At 68.8% G+C, this 22,181-nt stretch carries 1 protein-coding gene (cut by a window edge); it reads right to left on the bottom strand.

Features of this window, described 5'->3' with window-relative positions; translation table 11 throughout:
* Positions 1-22,181: the 5' portion of a VCBS domain-containing protein gene (locus CEG14_RS26385; RefSeq protein ID WP_094827138.1), read on the bottom strand. It extends 11,293 nt beyond the left edge of the window; 22,181 of the gene's 33,474 nt are visible here — the first part of the coding sequence; the start codon lies at positions 22,179-22,181; the stop codon falls past the left edge of the window.

Genomic DNA, 22,181 nt, shown 5'->3' with positions numbered 1-22,181 from the left:
TCGGTCACGGAACCGGTCTGATCGCCGGTCAACTTCGGGGCGTCGTTGGTGCCCTGGATGGTGACCGTGACCTGGCTCGCTGTGCCGTCGGCCGACTTGACGGTGAACGTCTCGGTCAGCGATTTGCCCGCGCCGAGCGCCTGCACGTTGAGGTTCGCGTTGTTCAGCACATAGGTCCAGTTACCGCTGGCATCGACGCCGAAGACGCCGTAGGCGCCCGGCGTGGCGAGCTGGGTCTGGAAGAACGATTGGCCCGCGTCGGCGTCGGACACGTCGAGTTTGCCGCCGGTGCTGAGGGTGCCGTCTTCCTTTACCGCGCCGAGATCGGCGCCGGGCGTGTGCGGCGTGATGATCGCGCTGTCGTCGGCGCCGTTGATCGTGATGACGACGACGCGGGTGTCGGTACCGCCCTGGCCGTCACTGACCTGCACGGTGTACGCCTCGGTCACGGCCTGGCCCGCGACCAGGGTCTGCGCCGCGGCGTTGTCCAGCGTGTAGGTCCACTTGCCGGTGTTGGCATCGACCGAGAACGTGCCGAACGTGCCCTTGGGCGGGCTCGTGACCGCGTAGCTGAGCCGGTCGCCCACGTCGATGTCGATGCCGGTGAGCTGGCCCGTCGCCGTCTTGGTGCCGTCTTCGGTCACGCTACCCGTCTGGTCGCCGCGCAGGATGGGCGCGTCGTTGGTGCCCTGGATCGTGACGGTCACGTCGTGCGTGGTGCCGTCTGCCGACTTCACCGTGAAGGTCTCGGTGAGCGTTTTGCCCACGCCCAGTGCCTGGACGTTGAAGTTGGCGTTGTCCAGCGCGTAGGTCCAGTGACCGGCCGCGTCGACGCCGAAGCTGCCATAGGCGCCCTTGGTGGCCACCTGGATCTGGAAGTATCCCTGGCCGGCATCCGGGTCGGAAACATCCAGGTTGCCGCCCGTGGTGAGCTGCAGCAGGCTGTCTTCCTTGACGATGCCGGTGTCGGCGCCCGGCGTGTGCGGGGTGATGATGGCCGCGTCGTCGGTGCCGTTGATGGTGATGACCACCACCCTGGTGTCGAAACCGCCCTGGCCATCGCTCACTTGCACCGTGTAGGCCTCGTTGACGGCCTGGCCGGACGCGAGCGACTGCGCCGCCGCATTGTCGAGCGTGTAGGTCCACTTGCCGGTGTTGGCGTCCACGCTGAACGTGCCGAAGGCGCCATTGGCCGGGCTGGTGACCGAGTAGGTCAGCGTGTCGCCCACGTCGATGTCCGAGCCGGTGAGCTGGCCGGTGGCCGTCTTGACGCCATCTTCCGTGACCGAGCCGGTCTGGTCACCGCGCAGGATCGGGGCATCGTTGCTGCCCTGGATCGTGACGGTGACGTCGTGCGTGGTGCCGTCGGCCGACTTGACCGTGAAGGTCTCGGTCAGGGTCTTGCCCACGCCGAGGGCCTGGACGGCGGGATTGGCGTTGTCGAGCAGGTAGTTCCAGTTGCCCGCGGCGTCGATGGCAAAGCTGCCGTAGCTGCCCTTGGTGGCCAGTTGCGCCTGGAAGGTCGACTGGCCGGCGTCGGCGTCGCTCACATCCAGCTTGCCCCCAGTGACCAGCAGACCGTCTTCGCGGACCGTACCGAGATCGGCGCCCGGCGTGTGCGGCGTGATGATGGCGGCATCGTCGGTGCCGTTGATGACGATGGAGACCGTCTTCGTGTCCGTGCCGCCCTGGCCGTCGCTCACCTGCACGGTGTAGGTCTCGGTGACGGACTGGCCGCTCTTGAGGGCCTGCGCGGCCGTGTTGTCGAGCGTGTAGGTCCACTTGCCATTGGCGTCGACGGCGAAGCTGCCGAAGGCGCCGGCACTGCTGCCGATCACCGCGTAGCTGAGCTTGTCGCCCGCGTCCACGTCGGTGCCGGTGAGCTGGCCGGTCGCGGTCTTCACGCCATCCTCGGTGACCGCGCCGGTCACGTCGCCCCTCAACGTCGGCGCGTCGTTGGTGCCTTGCACCGTGACGGTCACGTCGTGCGTGGTGCCGTCGGCCGACTTGACCGTGAAGGTCTCGGTGAGCGACTTGCCCGCGCCCAGCGCCTGGACGGCGAGGCTGGCGTTGTCGAGGTTATAGGTCCAATTACCGCTCGCATCGACGGCGAAGGTGCCATAGGCGCCCTTGGTCGCGGCCTGCACCTGGAAGCTGGACTGGCCCGCGTCGGCGTCGAAGACGTCCAGCTTGCCGCCGGTGGCAAGCAGGGCATCTTCACGGACGATGCCGGTGTCGGAACCCGGCAGGCGCGGTGTGATGATGGCCGCATCGTCGGTGCCGTTGATCGTGATGGACACGACCTGGGTATCCGTGCCGCCGTGGCCGTCGCTGACCTGGACGGTGTAGGTTTCGGTGATGGCCTGGCCGGACTTCAGCGACTGGGCGGCGCCGTTGTCGAGCGTGTAAGTCCAGCGGCCGGTGTTGGCGTCGACCGCGAAGGCGCCATAGGTGCCCTTGGCCGCACCGGTCACGGCGTAGGTGAGGGTGTCGCCCACGTCGATATCCGTGCCCGTGAGCCGGCCGGTGGCCGTCTGCGTGCCGTCTTCCGTCACGGAACCGGTCTGATCGCCGCTCAAGGTCGGCGCGTCGTTGGTGCCCTGGATCGTGATGGTCACGTCATGGCTCGAACCGTCTGCGGCCTTGACCGTGAAGGTCTCGGTCAGCGACTTGCCCGCGCCCAGCGCCTGCACGGCCGGGTTGCTGTTGTCGAGGTTGTAGGTCCAGTTACCGCTCGAATCCACGGCGAAGGTGCCGTAAGCGCTCTGGGTGGCGGCCTGGGCCTGGAACACGGCCTGGCCGGCATCCGGGTCCACGATGTCGAGCTTGCCGCCCGCGGTGAGCGTGGCGTCTTCGCGCACGGTGCCCAGATCGGCCCCGGGGGTGTGCGGCGTGATGACGGCGGCATCGTCGGTGCCGTTGATCGTGATGGATACGACCTTGGTGTCGGTGCCGCCCTGGCCGTCGCTGACCTGGGCCGTGTAGGTCTCGGTCACCGCTTGGCCGGACACCAACGTCTGGGCCGCGGCGTTATTCAGCGTGTAGGTCCACTTGCCGTTGGCATCGACGGCGAAGCTGCCGTAGGTGCCGCTCGCACTGCCGGCAACGCTGTAGCTGAGCGTGTCGCCCACGTCGATGTCGGTGCCGGTCAACTGACCGGTGGCGGTCTTCACGCCATCTTCCGTGACCGAGCCGGTCACGTCGCCGGACAGCTTCGGCGCGTCGTTGGTGCCCTGGATGGTGACCGTCACGTCATGCGTGCTGCCGTCAGCCGACTTGACCGTGAAGGTCTCGGTGAGCGAGCGGCCGTTGCCCAGCGCCTGCACATTGGCGTTGGCGTTGTCGAGGTTGTAGGTCCAGTTACCGGAGGAATCGACGGCAAAGCTGCCGTATTTGCCCGCGGTGCCGGCCTGCGCCTGGAACACGGCCTGGCCCGCATCGGGGTCGACCACGTCTAGCTTGCCGGTGGCGAGCAGCGTGCCGTCTTCCCGAACGATGCCGGCGTCGGCGCCCGGGGTATGGGGCGTGATGACGGCCGCGTCGTCGGTGCCGTTGATGGTGACCGACACGACCTTGCTGGCCGTGCCGCCCTGGCCATCGCTGACTTGTACGGTGTAGCTCTCGACGACACTCTGGCCGCTCTTCAGTGCCTGCGCGGCGGCGTTGTCGAGCGTGTAGGTCCAGCGTCCTGTATTGGCGTCGACCGCAAAGCTGCCATAGGTGCCCTGGGCCGCGCCGGTCACGGCGTAGGTCAACACGTCGCCCGTGTCGATGTCGGCACCCGTGAGCGTGCCGGTGGCGGTCTGCGTGCCGTCTTCGGTCACCGATCCGGACACTTCGCCCGACAGCGTGGGCGCGTCGTTTGTGCCTTGAATCGTGATCGTGACGTCGTGCGTGCTGCCGTCGGCCGCCTTGACCGTGAAGGTCTCGGCGAGCGACTTGCCGGCCCCAAGCGCCTGCACGGCGAGGCTAGTGTTGTCGAGGCTGTAGGTCCACGCACCATTGGCGTCGATCACGAACGTGCCGTACGCGCCCGGCGTGCCGGGCTGGGCCTGGAAGACGGCCTGGCCGGCATCGGGATCCACGATGTCCAGCTTGCCGGCCGTCGACAGGGCGGCGTCCTCTCGCACCGTGCCCGTGTCGGCGCCCGGGGTGTGCGGCGTGATGATGGCCGCGTCGTCCGTGCCGTTGATGGTGACCGAGACGACACGCGTGTCGGTGCCGCCCTGGCCGTCGCTGACCTGGACCGTGTAGGTCTCGGTCACCGCCTGGCCCGATTTCAGCGCCTGCGCGGCGCCGTTGTCGAGCGTATAAGTCCAGCGCCCGGTGTTGGCGTCGACCGCAAAGCTGCCGTACGCGCCATTGGCGGCGCCGGTCACGGCATAGGTCAACACGTCGCCCGTGTCGATGTCGGCACCGGTGAGTGTGCCGGTCGCGGTCTGGGTGCCGTCCTCCGTCACGGAGCCGGTCGGGTCACCGGAGAGCGTCGGCGCATCGTTCGTGCCCTGGATGCTGACCGTGACATCGTGCGTGCTGCCGTCGGCCGAGCGCACCGTGAAGGTCTCGGAGAGCGACTTGCCGGCGCCCAGCGCCTGCACGGCGGTGTTGCCGTTGTCGAGGGTGTAGGTCCAGTTGCCGGCGCCGTCCACCGCAAACGTGCCGTAGGCGCCCGCCGTGCCGGGCTGCGGCTGGAACACCGCCTGACCGGCATCGGGGTCGGCAATGTCGAGCTTGCCGCCCGTGGAAAGCTGGCCATCTTCGCGCACGACGCCCGCGTCGGCGCCCGGCGTGTGCGGCGTGATGACGGCGCCGTCATCGGTGCCGTTGATGGTGATGCTCACCACCTGCGTGGCGGTGCCGCCCTGGCCGTCGCTCACCTGCACCGTGTAGGTTTCGGTGATGGCCTGGCCGCTGCGCAAGGTCTGCGCAGCCGCGTTGTCCAGCGTATAGGCCCACTTGCCGGTGCCATCCACCGTGAAGCTGCCGAAGGTGCCCTGGCCGCTGCCGACCACGGCGTAGGCGAGGGCGTCGCCCACGTCGATGTCGGCGCCGGTGAGTTTGCCGCTGGCAATCTGGGTGCCGTCCTCCGTGACGCTGCCGCTCACGTCGCCCGACAGCGTGGGAACATCGTTGCTGCCCTGGATGGTGACGGTCACGTCATGCGTGGCGCCGTCGGCCGAGATGATGGTGAAGGTCTCGGTCAGCGACTTGCCCACGCCCAGGGCCTGGACAGCAGGGTTGGCGTTGTCGAGCCGGTAGTTCCAGTTGCCGTTGGCGTCCACCGCGAAGGTGCCGTAGCTGCCCGGCGTGGCGGGCTGGGCCTGGAACACGGCCTGGCCGGCGTCCGGGTCGGCGATGTCGAGCTTGCCTCCGGTAACGAGCGTGCCGTCCTCCGTGACAGCGCCGCGATCCGCGCCCGGCGCGTGCGGCGTGATGATGGCCGCATCGTCGGTGCCGTTGATCGTGACCGAGATGGTCTTGGTATCGGTGCCGCCGTGGCCGTCGCTGACCTGCACCGTGTAGGCCTCGGTGACCACCTGGCCGGCCACCAGCTTCTGCGCGGCGTCGTTGTCCAGCGTGTACGTCCACTTGCCATTGCCGTCCACGGCAAAGCTGCCGTAGGCGCCGCTGGCATTGCCCACCACGGCATAGGTGTGCGTGTCGGTCACGTCCGTGTCGGAGGTCGTGAGCTGGCCGGTGGCCGTCGTCACGCCGTCCTCGGTGACCGAGCCGCTCAGCGCGCCCGACAGGCTGGGCGCGTCGTTCGTGCCCTGGATCGTGACGGTCACGTCATGCGTCGACCCGTCTGCCGACGTCACCGTGAAGGTCTCGGTGAGGGACTTGTCGGCGCCGAGCGCCTGCACCGCGAGGCTGGCGTTGTTGAGCGCGTAGGTCCAGTTGCCATTGGCGTCGATGGCAAAGGTGCCGTAGGCACCCGCCGTGGCGGGCTGGGCCTGGAACACGGCCTGGCCGGCGTCCGGGTCGGCGATGTCGAGCTTGCCGCCGGTGGTGAGACCGCCATCCTCCGTGACCGTGCCGCGATCCGCGCCCGGGGTGTGCGGCGTGATGATGGCCGCGTCGTCCGTGCCGTTGATCGTGACCGAGATCGTTTGCGTGTCCGTGCCGCCGTGGCCGTCGCTCACCTGCACCGTGTAGGTCTCGGTGACCGCCTGGCCGCCCTTCAGCCCTTGTGCTGCGGCGTTGTCGAGCGTGAACGTCCACTTGCCGCTGGCATCCACGGTAAAGCTGCCGTAGCTGCCATGGGCGTTGCCGACCACGGTATAGCTGAGCGTGTCCGTCGCGTCCACGTCGGTGGCGCTGAGCTGGCCGGTGGCCGTCTTCACGCCGTCCTCGGTGACCGAGCCGGTCACGTCGCCCGAGAGCACCGGCGCGTCGTTGCTGCCCTGGATGGTCACCGTCACGTCATGGCTGGAACCATCGGCCGAACGCACCGTGAAGGTTTCGGTGAGCGACTTGTCGGCGCCGAGCGCCTGCACGGCGGGATTGGCGTTGTCGAGCTGGTAGGTCCAGTTGCCATTGGCGTCTATGGCAAAGGTGCCATAGGCACCCGCCGTGGCGGGTTGCGCCTGGAACACCGCCTGGCCGGCGTCCGGGTCGGCGATGTCGAGCTTGCCACCCGTGGCGAGGCCGCCATCCTCCGTGACCGTGCCGCGATCCGCGCCCGGGGTGTGCGGCGTGATGATGGCCGTGTCGTCCGTGCCGTTGATCGTGACCGAGATCGTTTGCGTGGCGGTGCCGCCGTGGCCATCACTGACCTGGACGGTGTAAGTCTCGGTGACCGCCTGGCCCGCGACGAGCGTCTGCGCGGCGCCATTGTTGAGCGTGTAGGTCCACTTGCCGCTGGCGTCGACCGCGAAGCTGCCGTAAGTGCCGCTGCCGTTGCCCACCACCGAATACGTCAGCGTATCGGTGGTGTCGACGTCGGTGGCCGTCAGCTGGCCGGTGGCGGTCTTGACGCCATCCTCGGTGACCGAACCGGTCACGTCCCCGGAGAGCACCGGCGCATCGTTGGTGCCCTGGATGGTGACGGTGACGTCATGCGTGCTGCCATCGGCCGAACGGACTGTGAAGGTCTCTGTCAGCGACTTGTCGGCGCCGAGCGCCTGCACGGCGGGATTGGCGTTGTCGAGCTGGTAGGTCCAGTTGCCGTTGGCGTCGATGGCAAAGGTGCCGTAGGCACCCACCGTGGCGGGTTGGGACTGGAACACGGCCTGGCCGGCATCGGGGTCGATCACGTCGAGCTTGCCGCCGGTCACGAGCCCGCCGTCTTCGCGGACGGTGCCGGCGTCGGCGCCCGCCGTATGCGGCAGGATGACGGCCGCATCATCCGTGCCGTTGATGGTGACCGACACGGTCTTCGTGTCGGTACCGCCCTGGCCGTCGCTGACCTGCACCGTGTAGGTCTCCGTGACCGCCTGCCCGCTCGCAAGGCCCTGGGCGGCGCCGTTGTCCAGCGTGTAGGTCCACTTGCCATTGGTGTCGACGGCGAAGCTGCCGTAGGTGCCGTTCGCATTGCCGATCACGGCATAGCTGTGCGTGTCGGTGATGTCGATATCGGTGGTCGTGAGCTGGCCGGTTGCGGTCCTCACGCCGTCTTCCGTGACCGAGCCGGTCAGGTCGCCGGCGAGCACGGGCACGTCATTCGTGCCCTGGATGGTCACCGTCACGTCGTGACTGGCGCCATCGGCCGAACGCACCGTGAAGGTTTCGTTGAGCGCCTTGTCGGCACCGAGCGCCTGCACGGCGGGATTGGCGTTGTCGAGCTGGTAGGTCCAGTTGCCGTTGGCGTCGATGGCAAAGGTGCCGTAGGCACCCACCGTGGCGGGTTGGGACTGGAACACGGCCTGGCCGGCATCGGGGTCGACCACGTCGAGCTTGCCGCCGGTCACGAGCCCGCCGTCTTCGCGGACGCTGCCGGCGTCGGCGCCCGCCGTATGCGGCAGGATCACGGCCGCATCATCCGTGCCGTTGATGGTGACCGACACGGTCTTCGTGTCGGTACCGCCCTGGCCGTCGCTGACCTGCACCGTGTAGGTCTCGGTGACCGCCTGGCCGCTCTTGAGCGCCTGGGCGGCGCCGTTGTCGAGCGTGTAGGTCCACTTGCCGTTGTCGTCGACGGCGAAGCTGCCGTAGGTGCCGTTGGCGTTGCCGATCACGGCATAGCTGTGCGTGTCGGTGGCGTCCACGTCGGCCGTTACGAGCTGGCCCGTGGCGGTCTTCACGCCGTCTTCCGTGACGGCGCCGGTGAGGGCGCCGCTCAGCTGCGGCGCGTCGTTGCTGCCGAGCACCGTGACGGTCACGCTGTGGGTCGTGCCATCGGCCGAGCGCACCGTGAAGGTTTCGGCGAGCGAGCGATCGGCGCCGAGGGCCTGGACGGCGATGTTGCCGTTGTCGAGCACATAGGTCCAGTTGCCGCTGGCGTCGATGGCGAAGGTGCCATACTGGCCCAGCGTGGCCGGTTGCGGCTCGAACACCGCCTGGCCGGCGTCGGGGTCGACCACGTCGAGCTTGCCGCCGGTGGCGAGCGGGCCGTCTTCCTGGACGGTCCCGGCATCCGCGCCTGGCGCATGGGGCGTGATCACCGCGCTGTCGTCGGTGCCGTTGATCGTGACGGAGATCGTCTTCGTGTCGGTGCCGCCCTGTCCGTCGCTCACCTGCACCGTATAGGTTTCGGTGATGGATTGGCCCGAGGTCAGCGACTGCGCCGCTGCGTTGTCCAGCGTATAGGTCCACTTGCCGTTGGTGTCGACGGCGAAGCTGCCATAGGCGCCGTTGGCGTTGCCGATCACGGCATAGCTGTGCGTGTCCGTCACGTCCACGTCGGTGGCCGTCAGCTGACCGGTGGCGGTTTTCACGCCGTCTTCCGTGACCGAGCCGCTCAGGTCGCCGGCGAGCACGGGCGCGTCGTTGCTGCCCTGGATCGTCACCGTGACGTCGTGCGTGCTGCCATCGGCGGACCTGACCGTGAAGGTCTCGGTGAGCGACTTGTCGGCGCCGAGTGCCTGCACGGCTGCGCTGGCGTTGTTCAGGTTGTAGGTCCAGTTGCCGGCCGCATCGAGCGTAAAGGTGCCGTAGGCGCCTTGCGTGCCAGGCTGGGCCTGGAACACGGCTTGGCCCGCGTCGGGATCGACCACGTCGAGCTTGCCGCCGGTCGTGAGCTGACCGTCCTCGCGTACAGTACCCAGGTCCGCGCCGGCGGTGTGCGGCGTGATGATGGCCGCGTCGTCGGTGCCGTTGATGGTCACCGAGATGGTCTTCGTATCGGTGCCGCCGTGTCCATCGCTGACCTGCACCGTGTAGGTCTCGGTCACTGCTTGGCCCGCGACGAGCGTCTGCGCGGCGCCATTGTTGAGCGCGTACGTCCACTTGCCGTTGCCGTCGACCGCGAAGCTGCCGTAGGTGCCGCTGCCATTGCCCACCACCGAGTACGTCAGCGTATCGGTGGTGTCGACGTCGGTGGCCGTGAGCTGGCCGCTGGCGGTTTTGACGCCATCCTCAGTGACCGAACCGGTCACGTCACCGGAGAGAACCGGGGCATCGTTGGTGCCCTGGATCGTCACCGTGACGTCGTGCGTCGAGCCGTCGGCCGAGCGCACCGTGAAGGTCTCGGTCAGCGACTTGTCGGCGCCGAGCGCCTGCACGGCCGAGCTGGCGTTGTTCAGGTTGTAGGTCCAGTTGCCGGCCGCATCGAGCGTAAAGGTGCCATAGGCGCCTTGCGTGCCAGGCTGGGCCTGGAACACGGCCTGGCCCGCGTCGGGATCGACTACGTCGAGCTTGCCGCCCGTGGAAAGCTGGCCGTCCTCGCGGACGGTACCCAGGTCCGCGCCGGCGGTGTGCGGCGTGATGATGGCGGCGTCGTCGGTGCCGTTGATGGTCACCGAGATGGTTTGCGTGTCCGTGCCGCCATGGCCGTCGCTCACCTGCACCGTGTAGGTCTCGGTCACTGCCTGGCCCGCGATCAGCGTCTGTGCGGCGCCGTTGTTGAGCGTGTAGGTCCACTTGCCGTTGCTGTCGACCGCGAAGCTACCGTAGGTGCCGCTGCCGTTGCCGATCACGGCATAGCTGTGGCTGTCGGTCGCATCGGTGTCGGTCACGACCAGCTGCCCGGTGGCAGTCTGCACACCGTCTTCGGTGACCGAGCCGCTGAGCTGGCCCGACAGCGTGGGAGCATCGTTGGTGCCCTGGATCGTCACCGTGACGTCGTGCGTCGAGCCGTCGGCCGAGCGCACCGTGAAAGTCTCGGTCAGCGACTTGTCGGCGCCGAGCGCCTGCACGGCAGCGTTGCCGTTGTCGAGGGTGTAGGTCCAGTTGCCGGCGGCATCGAGCGTAAAGGTACCGTAGGCGCCTTGCGTCGCAGGTTGGGCCTGGAACACCGCTTGGCCGGCATCCGGGTCGACAATGTCGAGCTTGCCGCCCGTGGAAAGCTGGCCGTCCTCGCGCACGGCGCCGAGGTCCGCGCCGGGGCTGTGCGGCGTGATGATGGCGGCGTCGTCGGTGCCGTTGATGGTCACCGAGATGGTCTTCATGTCGGTGCCGCCATGGCCGTCGCTCACCTGCACCGTGTAGGTCTCGGTCACTGCCTGGCCCGCGATCAGCGTCTGTGCGGCGCCATTGTTGAGCGTGTAGGTCCACTTGCCGTTGCTGTCCACGGCGAAGCTGCCGTAGGTGCCGCTGCCATTGCCCACCACCGAGTACGTCAGCGTATCGGTCGTGTCGACGTCGGTGGCCGTGAGCTGGCCGGTGGCGGTCTTGACGCCATCCTCGGTGACCGAACCGGTCACGTCCCCGGAGAGCATCGGCGCATCGTTGGTGCCCTGGATCGTCACCGTCGCGTCGTGCGTCGAGCCGTCGGCCGAGCGCACCGTGAAGGTCTCGGTCAGCGACTTGTCTGCGCCGAGTGCCTGCACGGCAGCGCTGGCGTTGTTGAGTTGGTAGGTCCAGTTGCCGGCGGCATCGAGCGTAAAGGTGCCGTAGGCGCCTTGCGTCGCAGGTTGCGCCTGGAACACGGCCTGGCCCGCGTCGGGATCGACTACGTCGAGCTTGCCGCCCGTGGAAAGCTGGCCGTCCTCGCGGACGGTACCCAGGTCCGCGCCGGCGGTGTGCGGCGTGATGATGGCGGCGTCGTCGGTGCCGTTGATCGTGACCGAGATGGTTTGCGTATCGGTGCCGCCGTGTCCATCGCTGACCTGCACCGTGTAGGTCTCGGTCACTGCTTGGCCCGCGACGAGCGTCTGCGCGGCGCCATTGTTGAGCGTGTACGTCCACTTGCCGTTGCTGTCGACCGCGAAGCTACCGTAGGTGCCGCTGCCGTTGCCCACCACCGAGTACGTCAGCGTATCGGTCGTGTCGACGTCGGTGGCCGTCAGCTGGCCGCTGGCGGTCTTGACGCCATCCTCGGTGACCGAACCGGTCACGTCCCCGGAGAGCACCGGCGCATCGTTGGTGCCCTGGATCGTCACCGTGACGTCATGCGTCGAGCCGTCGGCCGAGCGCACCGTGAAGGTCTCGCTCAATGATTTGTCGGCACCCAGCGCCTGCACGGCAGCGTTGCCGTTGTCGAGGGTGTAGGTCCAGTTGCCTGCGGCGTCGACGGCGAAGCTGCCATAGCTACCCGGGGTCGAAGGCTGCGCCTCGAACACGGCCTGGCCCGCATCGGGGTCGACCACGTCGAGCTTGCCGGTGGCCAGCAGCGTGCCGTCCTCGCGCACGCTGCCGAGATCGGCGCCCGGGGTGTGGGGCGTGATGACGGCCGCGTCGTCGGTGCCGTTGATGGTGACCGACACGACCTTGCTGGCCGTGCCACCCTGGCCATCGCTGACTTGTACGGTGTAGCTCTCGACCACACTCTGGCCGCTCTTCAGTGCCTGCGCGGCGGCGTTGTCGAGCGTGTAGGTCCAGCGTCCCGTATTGGCGTCGACCGCAAAGCTGCCATAGGTGCCCTGGGCCGCGCCGGTCACGGCGTAGGTCAACACGTCGCCCGTGTCGATGTCGGCACCCGTGAGCGTGCCGGTGGCGGTCTGCGTGCCGTCTTCGGTCACCGATCCGGACACTTCGCCCGACAGCGTGGGCGCGTCGTTGCTGCCCTGAATGGTGACGGTGACGTCGTGCGTGCTGCCGTCGGCCGCCTTGACCGTGAAGGTCTCGGCGAGCGACTTGCCGGCCCCAAGCGCCTGCACGGCGAGGCTGTTGTTGTCGAGGCTGTAGGTCCACGCACCATTGGCGTCGATCACGAACGTGCCGTACGCGCCCGGCGTGCCGGGCTGGGCCTGGAAGACGGCCTGGCCGGCATCGGGATCCACGATGTCCAGTTTGCCGTCGGTGGAGAGCAGGGCATCCTCTCGCACCGTGCCCAGATCAGCGCCAGGCGTGTGCGGCGTGATGATGGCGGCGTCGTCGGTGCCATTGATCGTGATGGTCACGACCTTGCTGTCGGTGCCGCCCTGGCCGTCGCTGACCTGCACGGTGTAGGTCTCGGTGATGGCCTGGCCGCTCTTGAGCGCTTGCGCGGCGCCGTTGTCCAACGTATAGGTCCAGCGGCCGGTGTTGGCATCGACGGCAAAGCTGCCGTACGCGCCCTTGGCGGCGCCGGTCACGGCATAGGTCAACACGTCGCCCGTGTCGATGTCGGCGCCGGTAAGTGTGCCGGTCGCGGTCTGGATGCCATCCTCGGTGACCGATCCGCTCTGGTCACCGCTCAACGTCGGCGCGTCGTTGGTGCCCTGGATGGTGACCTTCACGTCATGCGTGCTGCCATCGGCTGAGCGCACCGTGAAGGTCTCGGTCAGGGACTTGCCCGCGCCGAGCGCCTGGACCGAGGCGTTGGCGTTGTCGAGGCTGTAGGTCCACGCCCCATCGCTGCCGATGGCAAAGGTGCCGTACGCGCCCGGCGTGCCGGGTTGAGCCTGGAACACGGCCTGGCCGGCATCCGGGTCGGCAATGTCGAGCTTGCCGCCGGTCGTGAGCGTGCTGTCTTCGCGCACCGTGCCGGCATCCGCGTCCGGCGTACGCGGCGTAATGACGGCGGCGTCGTCGGTGCCATGGATCGTGACGGTCACGACCTTGCTGTCGGTCCCGCCCTGGCCGTCGCTCACCTGCACGGTGTAGGTCTCGGTCACCGCCTGACCCGACTTCAGCGCCTGGGCGGCGCCGTTGTCCAGCGTATAGGTCCAGCGCCCGGTGTTGGCGTCGACGGCAAAGCTGCCGTACGCGCCCTTGGCGGCTCCCGTCACGGCGTAGGTCAACACGTCGCCCGTGTCGATGTCGGCGCCGGTAAGTGTGCCGGTGGCGGTCTGGGTGCCGTCCTCGGTGACGGATCCGCTCTGGTCACCGCTCAACGTCGGTGCGTCGTTCGTGCCCTGGATGGTGACCTTCACGTCATGCGTGCTGCCGTCGGCCGAGCGCACCGTGAAGGTCTCGGTCAGGGACTTGCCCGCGCCGAGCGCCTGGACCGAGGCGTTGGCGTTGTCGAGCGTGTAGGTCCACGCCCCATCGCTGCCAATGGCAAAGGTGCCGTACGCGCCCGGCGTGCCGGGTTGAGCCTGGAAAACGGCTTGGCCCGCGTCGGGGTCGAGCACGTCGAGCTTGCCGCCGGTCGTGAGCGTGCCGTCCTCGCGCACCAGGTCGGCGTCCGCGCCCGGCGCGTGCGGCGTGATGATGGCGGCGTCGTCGGTGCCGTTGATGGTCACCGAGATCGTCTGCGTGTCCGTGCCGCCGTGTCCGTCGCTGACCTGCACGGTGTACGACTCGGTCACCGACTGGCCGCCCTTGAGCGTCTGGGCCGCGCCATTGTCGAGCGTGTAGGTCCATTTGCCACTCGCATCGACCGCGAACGACCCGAAGGCGCCGGACGCGCTGCCCACCACCGAATAACGCAGTGTGTCGCTCGTGTCGGCGTCGCTCGCGACGAGCTGGCCGGTGGCGGTCGTGACACCATCTTCGGTGACCGAGCCGGTCAGCGCGCCGGACAGCGCGGGCACGTCATTGGTGCCCTGGATCGTCACGGTGACGTCGTGCGAGCTGCCGTCGGCCGAACGGACCGTGAAGGTTTCCGTGAGCGACTCGTTGGCGCCCAGGGCCTGCACCACCGGGTGCGCATTGTCGAGCGTGTAGGTCCAGTTTCCGCTGGCGTCGATGACGAACGCGCCATACGCGCCCTGCGTGGCGGGCTGGGGCTGGAACACGGCCTGACCCGCATCGGGGTCGGCCACATCCAGCTTGCCGCCGGTCGTGAGCTGGCCGTCTTCCTGCACCCGGCCCTGGTCCGCGCCGGCCGTGTGCGGCGTGATGACGGCGGCATCGTCCGTGCCATTGATCGTGATCGACACGACCTTGGTGTCGGTGCCGCCCTGGCCATCGCTCACCTGCACCGTATAGGTCTCGGTGAAGGCCTGGCCGCTTTTGAGCGACTGTGCCGCGCCGTTGTCGAGCGTGTAGGTCCAGCGCCCGGTATTGGCATCGACGGCGAACGAGCCGTAGCTGCCGCTGGCGTTGCCCACGACTGCGTACGACAGCGTATCGCCCACGTCGATGTCGGTGCCGGTCAGCTGGCCGGTCGCCGTCTTCACGCCGTCCTCGGTGACCGAGCCGGTCTGGTCGCCGGACAGGCGCGGCGCGTCATTGCTGCCCTGGATCGTGACGGTCACGTCGTGCGTGCTGCCGTCGGCCGCGCGCACCGTGAAGGTCTCGGCGAGCGTCTTGCCCACGCCGAGTGCCTGCACGCCCGCGTGGGTGTTGTCGAGCTGATAGGTCCAGTTGCCGTTCGTGTCGACCGCGAACGTGCCGTACGCCCCCTGCGTCGCGGCCTGGGCCTGAAACACCGCCTGACCGGCGTCCGGATCGGTGACGTCGAGCATGCCGCCGGTGGAGAGCAGGGCATCCTCTCGCACCGTGCCCAGATCGGCGCCGGGCGCGTGCGGCGTGATGATGGCGGCATCATCGGTGCCGTTGATGGTGACCGACACGACCTTGCTGGCGGTGCCACCCTGGCCATCGCTGACTTGTACGGTGTAGCTTTCGACGACACTCTGGCCGCTCTTGAGCGACTGCGCAGCGGTGTTGTCGAGCGTGTAGGTCCAGCGTCCCGTATTGGCGTCGACCGCAAAGCTGCCGTACGTATCCTTGGCCGCGCCGCTCACCGCGTAGGTCAACACGTCGCCCGTGTCGATATCGGCACCCGTGAGCGTGCCGGTGGCAGTCTGCATGCCGTCTTCCGTGACCGAGCCGGTCTGGTCGCCGGAGAGCGTCGGCACGTCGTTGGTGCCTTGAATCGTGATCGTGACGTCGTGCGTGCTGCCGTCAGCCGCCTTGACCGTGAAGGTCTCGGTGAGCGACCTGCCGGCGCCGAGTGCCTGTACGGCGAGGCTGGTGTTGTCGAGGCTGTAGGTCCACGCACCATCGGTGCCGATGGCAAACGTGCCGTAGGCGCCCGGCGTGCCGGGCTGGGCCTGGAAGACAGCTTGGCCGGCATCCGGGTCCACGATATCCAGTTTGCCGCCGGTTGAAAGCGTGGCGTCCTCGCGCACGATGCCGGCATCCGCGCCCGGCGTGTGCGGCGTGATGATGGCGGCGTCGTCGGTGCCATGGATCGTGACGGTCACGACCTTGCTGTCGGTCCCGCCCTGGCCGTCGCTCACCTGCACGGTGTAGGTCTCGGTCACCGCCTGACCCGACTTCAGCGCCTGGGCGGCGCCGTTGTCCAGCGTATAGGTCCAACGCCCGGTGCTGGCGTCGACGGCAAAGCTGCCGTAGGCGCCCTTGGCGGCTCCCGTCACGGCGTAGGTCAACACGTCGCCCGTGTCGATGTCGGCGCCGGTAAGTGTGCCGGTGGCGGTCTGGGTGACGTCCTCGGTGACGGATCCGCTCTGGTCACCGCTCAACGTCGGTGCGTCGTTCGTGCCCTGGATGGTGACCTTCACGTCATGCGTGCTGCCATCGACCGAGCTCACCGTGAAGGTCTCGGTCAGGGACTTGCCCGCGCCGAGCGCCTGCACCGAGGCGTTGGCGTTGTCGAGCGTGTAGGTCCACGCCCCATCGCTGCCGATGGCAAAGGTGCCGTACGCGCCCGGCGTGCCGGGTTGAACCTGGAAGACGGCCTGGCCGGCATCCGGGTCGGCAATGTCGAGCTTGCCGCCGGTCGTGAGCGTGCCGTCCTCGCGCACGAGGCCGGCGTCCGCGCCCGGCGTGTGCGGCGTGATCACCGCGCCGTCATCGGTGCCGTTGATCGTGACCGACACGATCTTGCTGTCGGTGCCGCCCTGGCCGTCGCTGACCTGGACGGTGTAGGTCTCGGTGATGGCCTGGCCGCTCCTGAGCGCCTGCGCGGCGCCGTTGTCCAGCGTATAGGTCCAGCGCCCGGTGTTGGCATCGACGGCGAACGAACCGTACGCGCCCTTGGCGGCGCCCGTCACCGCGTAGGTCAACACGTCGCCCGTGTCGATATCGCTGCCCGTGAGCGTGCCGGTCGCGGTCTGCGTGCCGTCTTCCGTGACCGAGCCGGTCTGGTCACCGGAGAGGCGCGGCGCGTCGTTCGTGCCCTGGATGGTGACGGTGATCTGGCTCGCGGTGCCGTCGGCCGCGCGCACCACGAAGGTCTCGGCAAGCGTCCTGCCCACGCCCAGCGCCTGCACGCTGGCGTGGGTGTTGTCGAGGTTGTAGCTCCAGTTGCCGCTGGCATCGACGGCAAAGGTGCCGTAGCTGCCCTGGGTGGCGGCCTGGGCCTGGAACACGGCCTGGCCCGCATCGGGGTCGGCGATGTCGAGCTTGCCGCCCGCCGACAGCAGGGCGTCTTCGCGCACCGTGCCGGCGTCGGCGCCGGGCGTGTGCGGCGTGATGATGGCGGCATCATCGGTGCCGTGGATCGTGACCGACACGACCTTGCTGGCCGTGCCGCCCTGGCCATCGCTGACTTGTACGGTGTAGCTCTCGACGACACTCTGGCCGCTCTTCAGTGCCTGCGCAGCGGCGTTGTCGAGCGTGTAGGTCCAGCGTCCGGTGTCGGGATCGACGGCGAACGCGCCGTACGCGCCCTTGGCCGCACCGGTCACCGCGTAGGTCAGCACGTCGCCCGTGTCGATGTCCGCACCCGTGAGCGTGCCGGTGGCGGTCTGCGTGCCATCCTCGGTGACCGAACCGGTCTGGTCGCCGGAGAGCGTCGGCGCGTCGTTGGTGCCCTGGACCGTGACGGTGACCTGGCTGCTGGTGCCGTCGGCCGCCTTGACCGTGAAGGTTTCGGTGAGCGACTTGCCGGCGCCCAGCGCCTGCACGGCGAGGCTAGTGTTGTCGAGGCTGTAGGTCCACGCGCCATCCGTGCCGACGGCAAACGTGCCGTAGGCGCCCGGCGTGCCGGGCTGGGCCTGGAACACGGCCTGGCCGGCATCGGGATCGGTCACGTCGAGCTTGCCGCCCGTCGTGAGCGCGCCGTCTTCGCGCACCGTGCCGGCGTCAGCGCCCGGCGTGTGCGGCGTGATGATGGCGGCGTCGTCGGTGCCATGGATCGTGATGGTCACGACCTTGCTGTCGGTCCCGCCCTGGCCATCGCTGACCTGTACGGTATACGTTTCGGTGACCGCCTGACCCGACGTCAGTGCCTGCGCGGCGCCGTTGTCGAGCGTGTAGGTCCACTTGCCCGTATTGGCATCCACGGCAAAGCTGCCGTAGCTGCCCTTGGCCGCACCGCTCACGGCATACGTGAGCCGGTCGCCGGTGTCGATGTCGGTGCCCGTGAGCTGGCCGGTGGCCGTCTGGGTGCCGTCCTCGGTCACGGCGCCGCTTGCCTCGCCGCTCAGGCGCGGCGCATCGTTGGTGCCCTGGACGGTCACCGTCACCTGGCTGATGGTGCCGTCCGCCGATGTCACGGCAAACGTTTCTGTGAGCGACTTGCCGTTGCCCAGCGCCTGCACGGCGGCATCGGCATTGTCGAGGGCGTAGGTCCAGTTGCCGCCTGCATCGATGGCGAAGGTGCCGTACGCCCCGCGCGTGGCGGCCTGGGCCTGGAACACGGCCTGGCCGGCGTCGGGATCGGTCACGTCGAGCTTGCCGCCCGTCGTGAGCGTGGCGTCCTCGCGAACAACACCGGCATCTGCGCCCGGTGTGTGCGGCGTAATGACGGCGCCGTCGTCGGTGCCGTTGATCGTGATGGTCACGACCTGGCTGGCCGTGCCGCCCTGGCCATCGCTGACCTGCACGGTGTAGGTCTCGGTCACGGCCTGGCCGGTCTTGAGCACCTGGGCCGCGCCATTGTCCAGCGTATAGGTCCAGCGACCGGTGTCGGCGTCGACGGCAAAGTTGCCATACATGCCCTTGGCGGCGCCGCTCACCGCGTAGGTCAACACGTCGCCCGTGTCGATATCGCTGCCGGTGAGTTTGCCGGTGGCGATCTGCGTGCCGTCCTCGGTCACCGCGCCGGCCTGGTCGCCGGCAAGCCTGGGCGCATCGTTGGTGCCCTGGATGGTCACCGTGACCTGGCTGGCCGTGCCGTCAGCGGACCTGACCGTGAAGGTCTCGGCCAGCGACTTGCCCACGCCGAGCGCCTGCACGCTGGCGTTGCTGTTGTCGAGGTGGTAGGTCCAGTTGCCCTCTTTGTCGATGGCGAACGTGCCGTAGTTGCCCTGGGTCGCGCCCTGCACCTGGAAGACCGCCTGGCCCGCGTCCGGATCGGTCACCACGAGCTTGCCGCCCGCGCTCGGCACGCTGTCTTCGCGCAGCGTGCCGGCGTCGTCGCCCGGCTTGCCCGGCGCGATGATCGCGGCGTCGTCGGTGCCATGGATCGTGATGCTCACGACCTGGCTGGCGGTGCCGCCCTGGCCGTCGCTGACCTGCACGGTGTAGCTTTCGAGCACGGTCTGGCCGCTCTTGAGCACCTGCGCCGCCGCGCTGTCCAGCGTGTAGGTCCACCTGCCGTTGGCGTCGACGGCGATGCTGCCGTAGGTGCCGGTGGACGGACCGGCGATGGCGTAGCTGAGCCGGTCGCCGGCGTCCACGTCGGTGCCGGTCAGCTGGCCCGTGGCCGTCTTCACACCGTCTTCGGTGACCGAACCGCTGAGGTCGCCGTCCAGGCGCGGCGCGTCGTTGCTGCCCTGGATCGTGACGGTGACCTGGCTGGTGGTGCCGTCGGCCGACTTCACCGAGAAGGTCTCGCTGAGCGACTTGTCCGCACCGAGCGCCTGCACCGCGTTGCTCGCATTGTCGAGCGTGTAGCGCCAGGTGCCGTCGGCGTCGAGCGTGAAGGTGCCATAGGCACCGGCCGTGCCGGGCTGGGCCTGGAACACGGCCTGGCCCGCATCGGGGTCGGTCACGTCGAGCTTGCCGCCCGTCGTGAGCGTGCCGTCCTCGCGTACCGTGCCGGCGTTCGCGCCCGGCACCCGCGGCGCGATGATGGCGGCGTCGTCGGTGCCGTTGATCGTGATCGATACGAGCTTGCTGGCCGTGCCGCCCTGGCCATCGCTGACCTGCACGGTGTAGGTCTCGGTCACGGCCTGGCCGCTGGTGAGCACCTGCGCGGCGCCGTTGTCGAGCGTGTAGGTCCACTTGCCGGTGCTGGCGTCGACCGCGAAGACGCCGTAGCTGCCCGTGGCGTTGCCGACCACGGCATACGAGAGCGTGTCGCCCGTGTCGATGTCGGTGCCGGTCAGCTTGCCCGTCGCGATCTGGGTGCCGTCTTCCGTGACGACGCCGCTCTGGTCGCCCGCGAGCCTGGGCAGGTCGTTGCTGCCCTGAATCGTGACGGTGACCTGGCTGGTGGTGCCATCGGCCGACTTCACGGCGAAGGTTTCGGTCAGCGTCTTGCCCACGCCGAGCGCCTGCACCGAGGCATTGGCGTTGTCGAGGTCGTAGGTCCAGTTGCCGTTTGCATCGATGGCAAAGGTGCCGTAGCCGCCTTTGGTCGCGGTCTGGGCCTGGAACGCGGCTTGCCCCGCATCCGGGTCCGTCACGTCGAGCTTGCCGCCGGTCGTGAGCGTGGCGTCCTCGCGCACGCTGCCGGCGTCCGCACCCGGCACGCGCGGCGAGATCACGGCGCCGTCGTCGGTGCCGTTGATGGTGATGGTCACGACCTGGCTGGCCGTGCCGCCCTGGCCGTCGCTGACCTGAACGGTGTAGGTCTCGGTCACGGCCTGGCCGGTCTTGAGCACCTGGGCCGCGCCATTGTCCAGCGTATAGGTCCAGCGCCCGGTCTCGGCGTCGACGGCAAAGTTGCCATACATGCCCTTGGTGGCGCCCGTGACCGCGTAGGTCAACACGTCGCCCGTGTCGATATCGCTGCCCGTGAGCTTGCCGGTGGCGATCTGCGTGCCGTCCTCGGTCACCGACCCGGTCTGTTCGCCGGAGAGGCGGGGCGCGTCGTTGCTGCCCTGGATCGTGACGGTGACCTGGCTGGTGGTGCCATCGGCCGACTTCACGGCAAAGGTTTCGGTCAGCGTCTTGCCCACGCCGAGCGCCTGCACCGAGGCATTGGCATTGTCGAGGTCGTAGGTCCAGTTGCCGTTTGCATCGATGGCAAAGGTGCCGTAGCCGCCTTTGGTCGCGGTCTGGGCCTGGAACGCGGCCTGGCCCGCATCCGGGTCCGTCACGTCGAGCTTGCCGCCGGTCGACAGCGTGCCGTCCTCGCGCACGCTGCCGGCGTCCGCACCCGGCACGCGCGGCGAGATCACGGCGCCGTCGTCGGTGCCGTGGATCGTGACCACCACGGTCTTGGTGTCGCTGCCGCCCTGGCCGTCCGACACGCGCACGGTATAGCTTTCCTGCACGCTCTGGCCGCTCTTGAGCACCTGTGCCGCGGCGTTGTCCAGCGTGTAGGTCCAGCGGCCAGTGGCATCGACGGCGAAGGCGCCGTAGGTGCCCGCCGTGCTGCCCACCACGCTGTAGGTCTGCGTGTCGCCGCTGTCGACGTCGGCCGTCGTGAGCTGGCCGGTGGCGCGCTGCACGCCGTCCTCGCTCACCGCGCCCGTCAGATCGCCCGAGAGCCGCGGCGCGTCGTTGGTGCCGTCGATGGTGATCGTCACCTTGCTCGCCGTGCCGTCCGCCGAGGTCACGGTGAACTGCTCGGTGAGCGTGGCGCCCACGCCCAGCGCCTGCACGGCGGGATGGCCGTTGTTCAGGCTGTAGGTCCAGTTGCCGTTGGTGTCGAGGGAGAAGGTGCCGTATTGGCCGGCCTTCTGGGTCTGCGCCACGAACACCGACTGGTTGTCGTCGGCGTCGCTCACGTTGAGCTTGCCCTGCACCGTCTGCCGACCGTCTTCCTGCACGCTGCCGGCGCCGTCGCCCGAGATGCTGGCCGGGTCGTTCACGCCGACCACCGTCACCTGAAGGGTGGCGGTGGCGGTCTTGCCGCTCGGATCCGTGATGGTGTACGACACCGTGGTCGTCGCGGTCTGGCCCTGCGCCAGATGCTGGAACGCGCTGCCCGGATTGAAGGTGTAGGTGCCATCGGGGAGCAGCGTGAAACTGCCGCCGTTGGAGCCGGGCAGGGTGAGGCCGGCGCTGGTCATGGCGCGGCCGTTCACGCCGGCCACGGCGAGGCGGTCGCCGTCCGGATCGCTGTCGTTGCCGAGCACGTTGCCGCGGACGATCGCGCGCTCGGTGGCGCTCACGCGGTCGTCCACCGCGATCGGCGCCAGGCCGGCGGCGCCGGTCGGCAGGGTGGTCGGCAGGCCGGCCGTGTCCGTGCCGTCGCCGCCGCCGGTGGCGCCGCTGCTGTCGGCGCGCGGCACATAGTCGTCGAAGCGGACCGGATTCGGGTAGGCGAGATCCAGCGGCGTGGTCACTTCCAGGATATGGACGAGGCGCACGATGGTGCTGCCGCCTTCGCCGCCGCCGCCCGTGATCACCGCCGCGGTCGGGTCGAGCACGTCGAACGGGTCGCCGCCGGCCTCCAGGATCGCGAGCAGCCGCGCCGAGTCCGGGCCGCTGGGCGGATTGATCGCCGCCTCGCCCGGATCCAGCTCGCCGGTCATGTCGTCGGTGAGCGCCACCTGGCGTTCGGCGCCGATCACCACCGGCATGCCGTTCTCCACCTGCAGCGTCAGCGTGGCGCCCGATGCGGTCACCAGCTCGCTGTCCGGCGGTACCTTGCTCCCCTGGTGCAGTTCGGTCAGCGAACCGTCGCTGTGACGGATCCAGGCACGGCCCGTGAGGGCGACGACGATAGCGGGAGCAGAGGTGGCCAT

The sequence above is a fragment of the Bordetella genomosp. 1 genome (assembly GCF_002261335.1).
Taxonomy (GTDB): Bacteria; Pseudomonadota; Gammaproteobacteria; order Burkholderiales; family Burkholderiaceae_B; genus Bordetella.
This window is presented reverse-complemented; position numbering and strand designations above follow the sequence as displayed.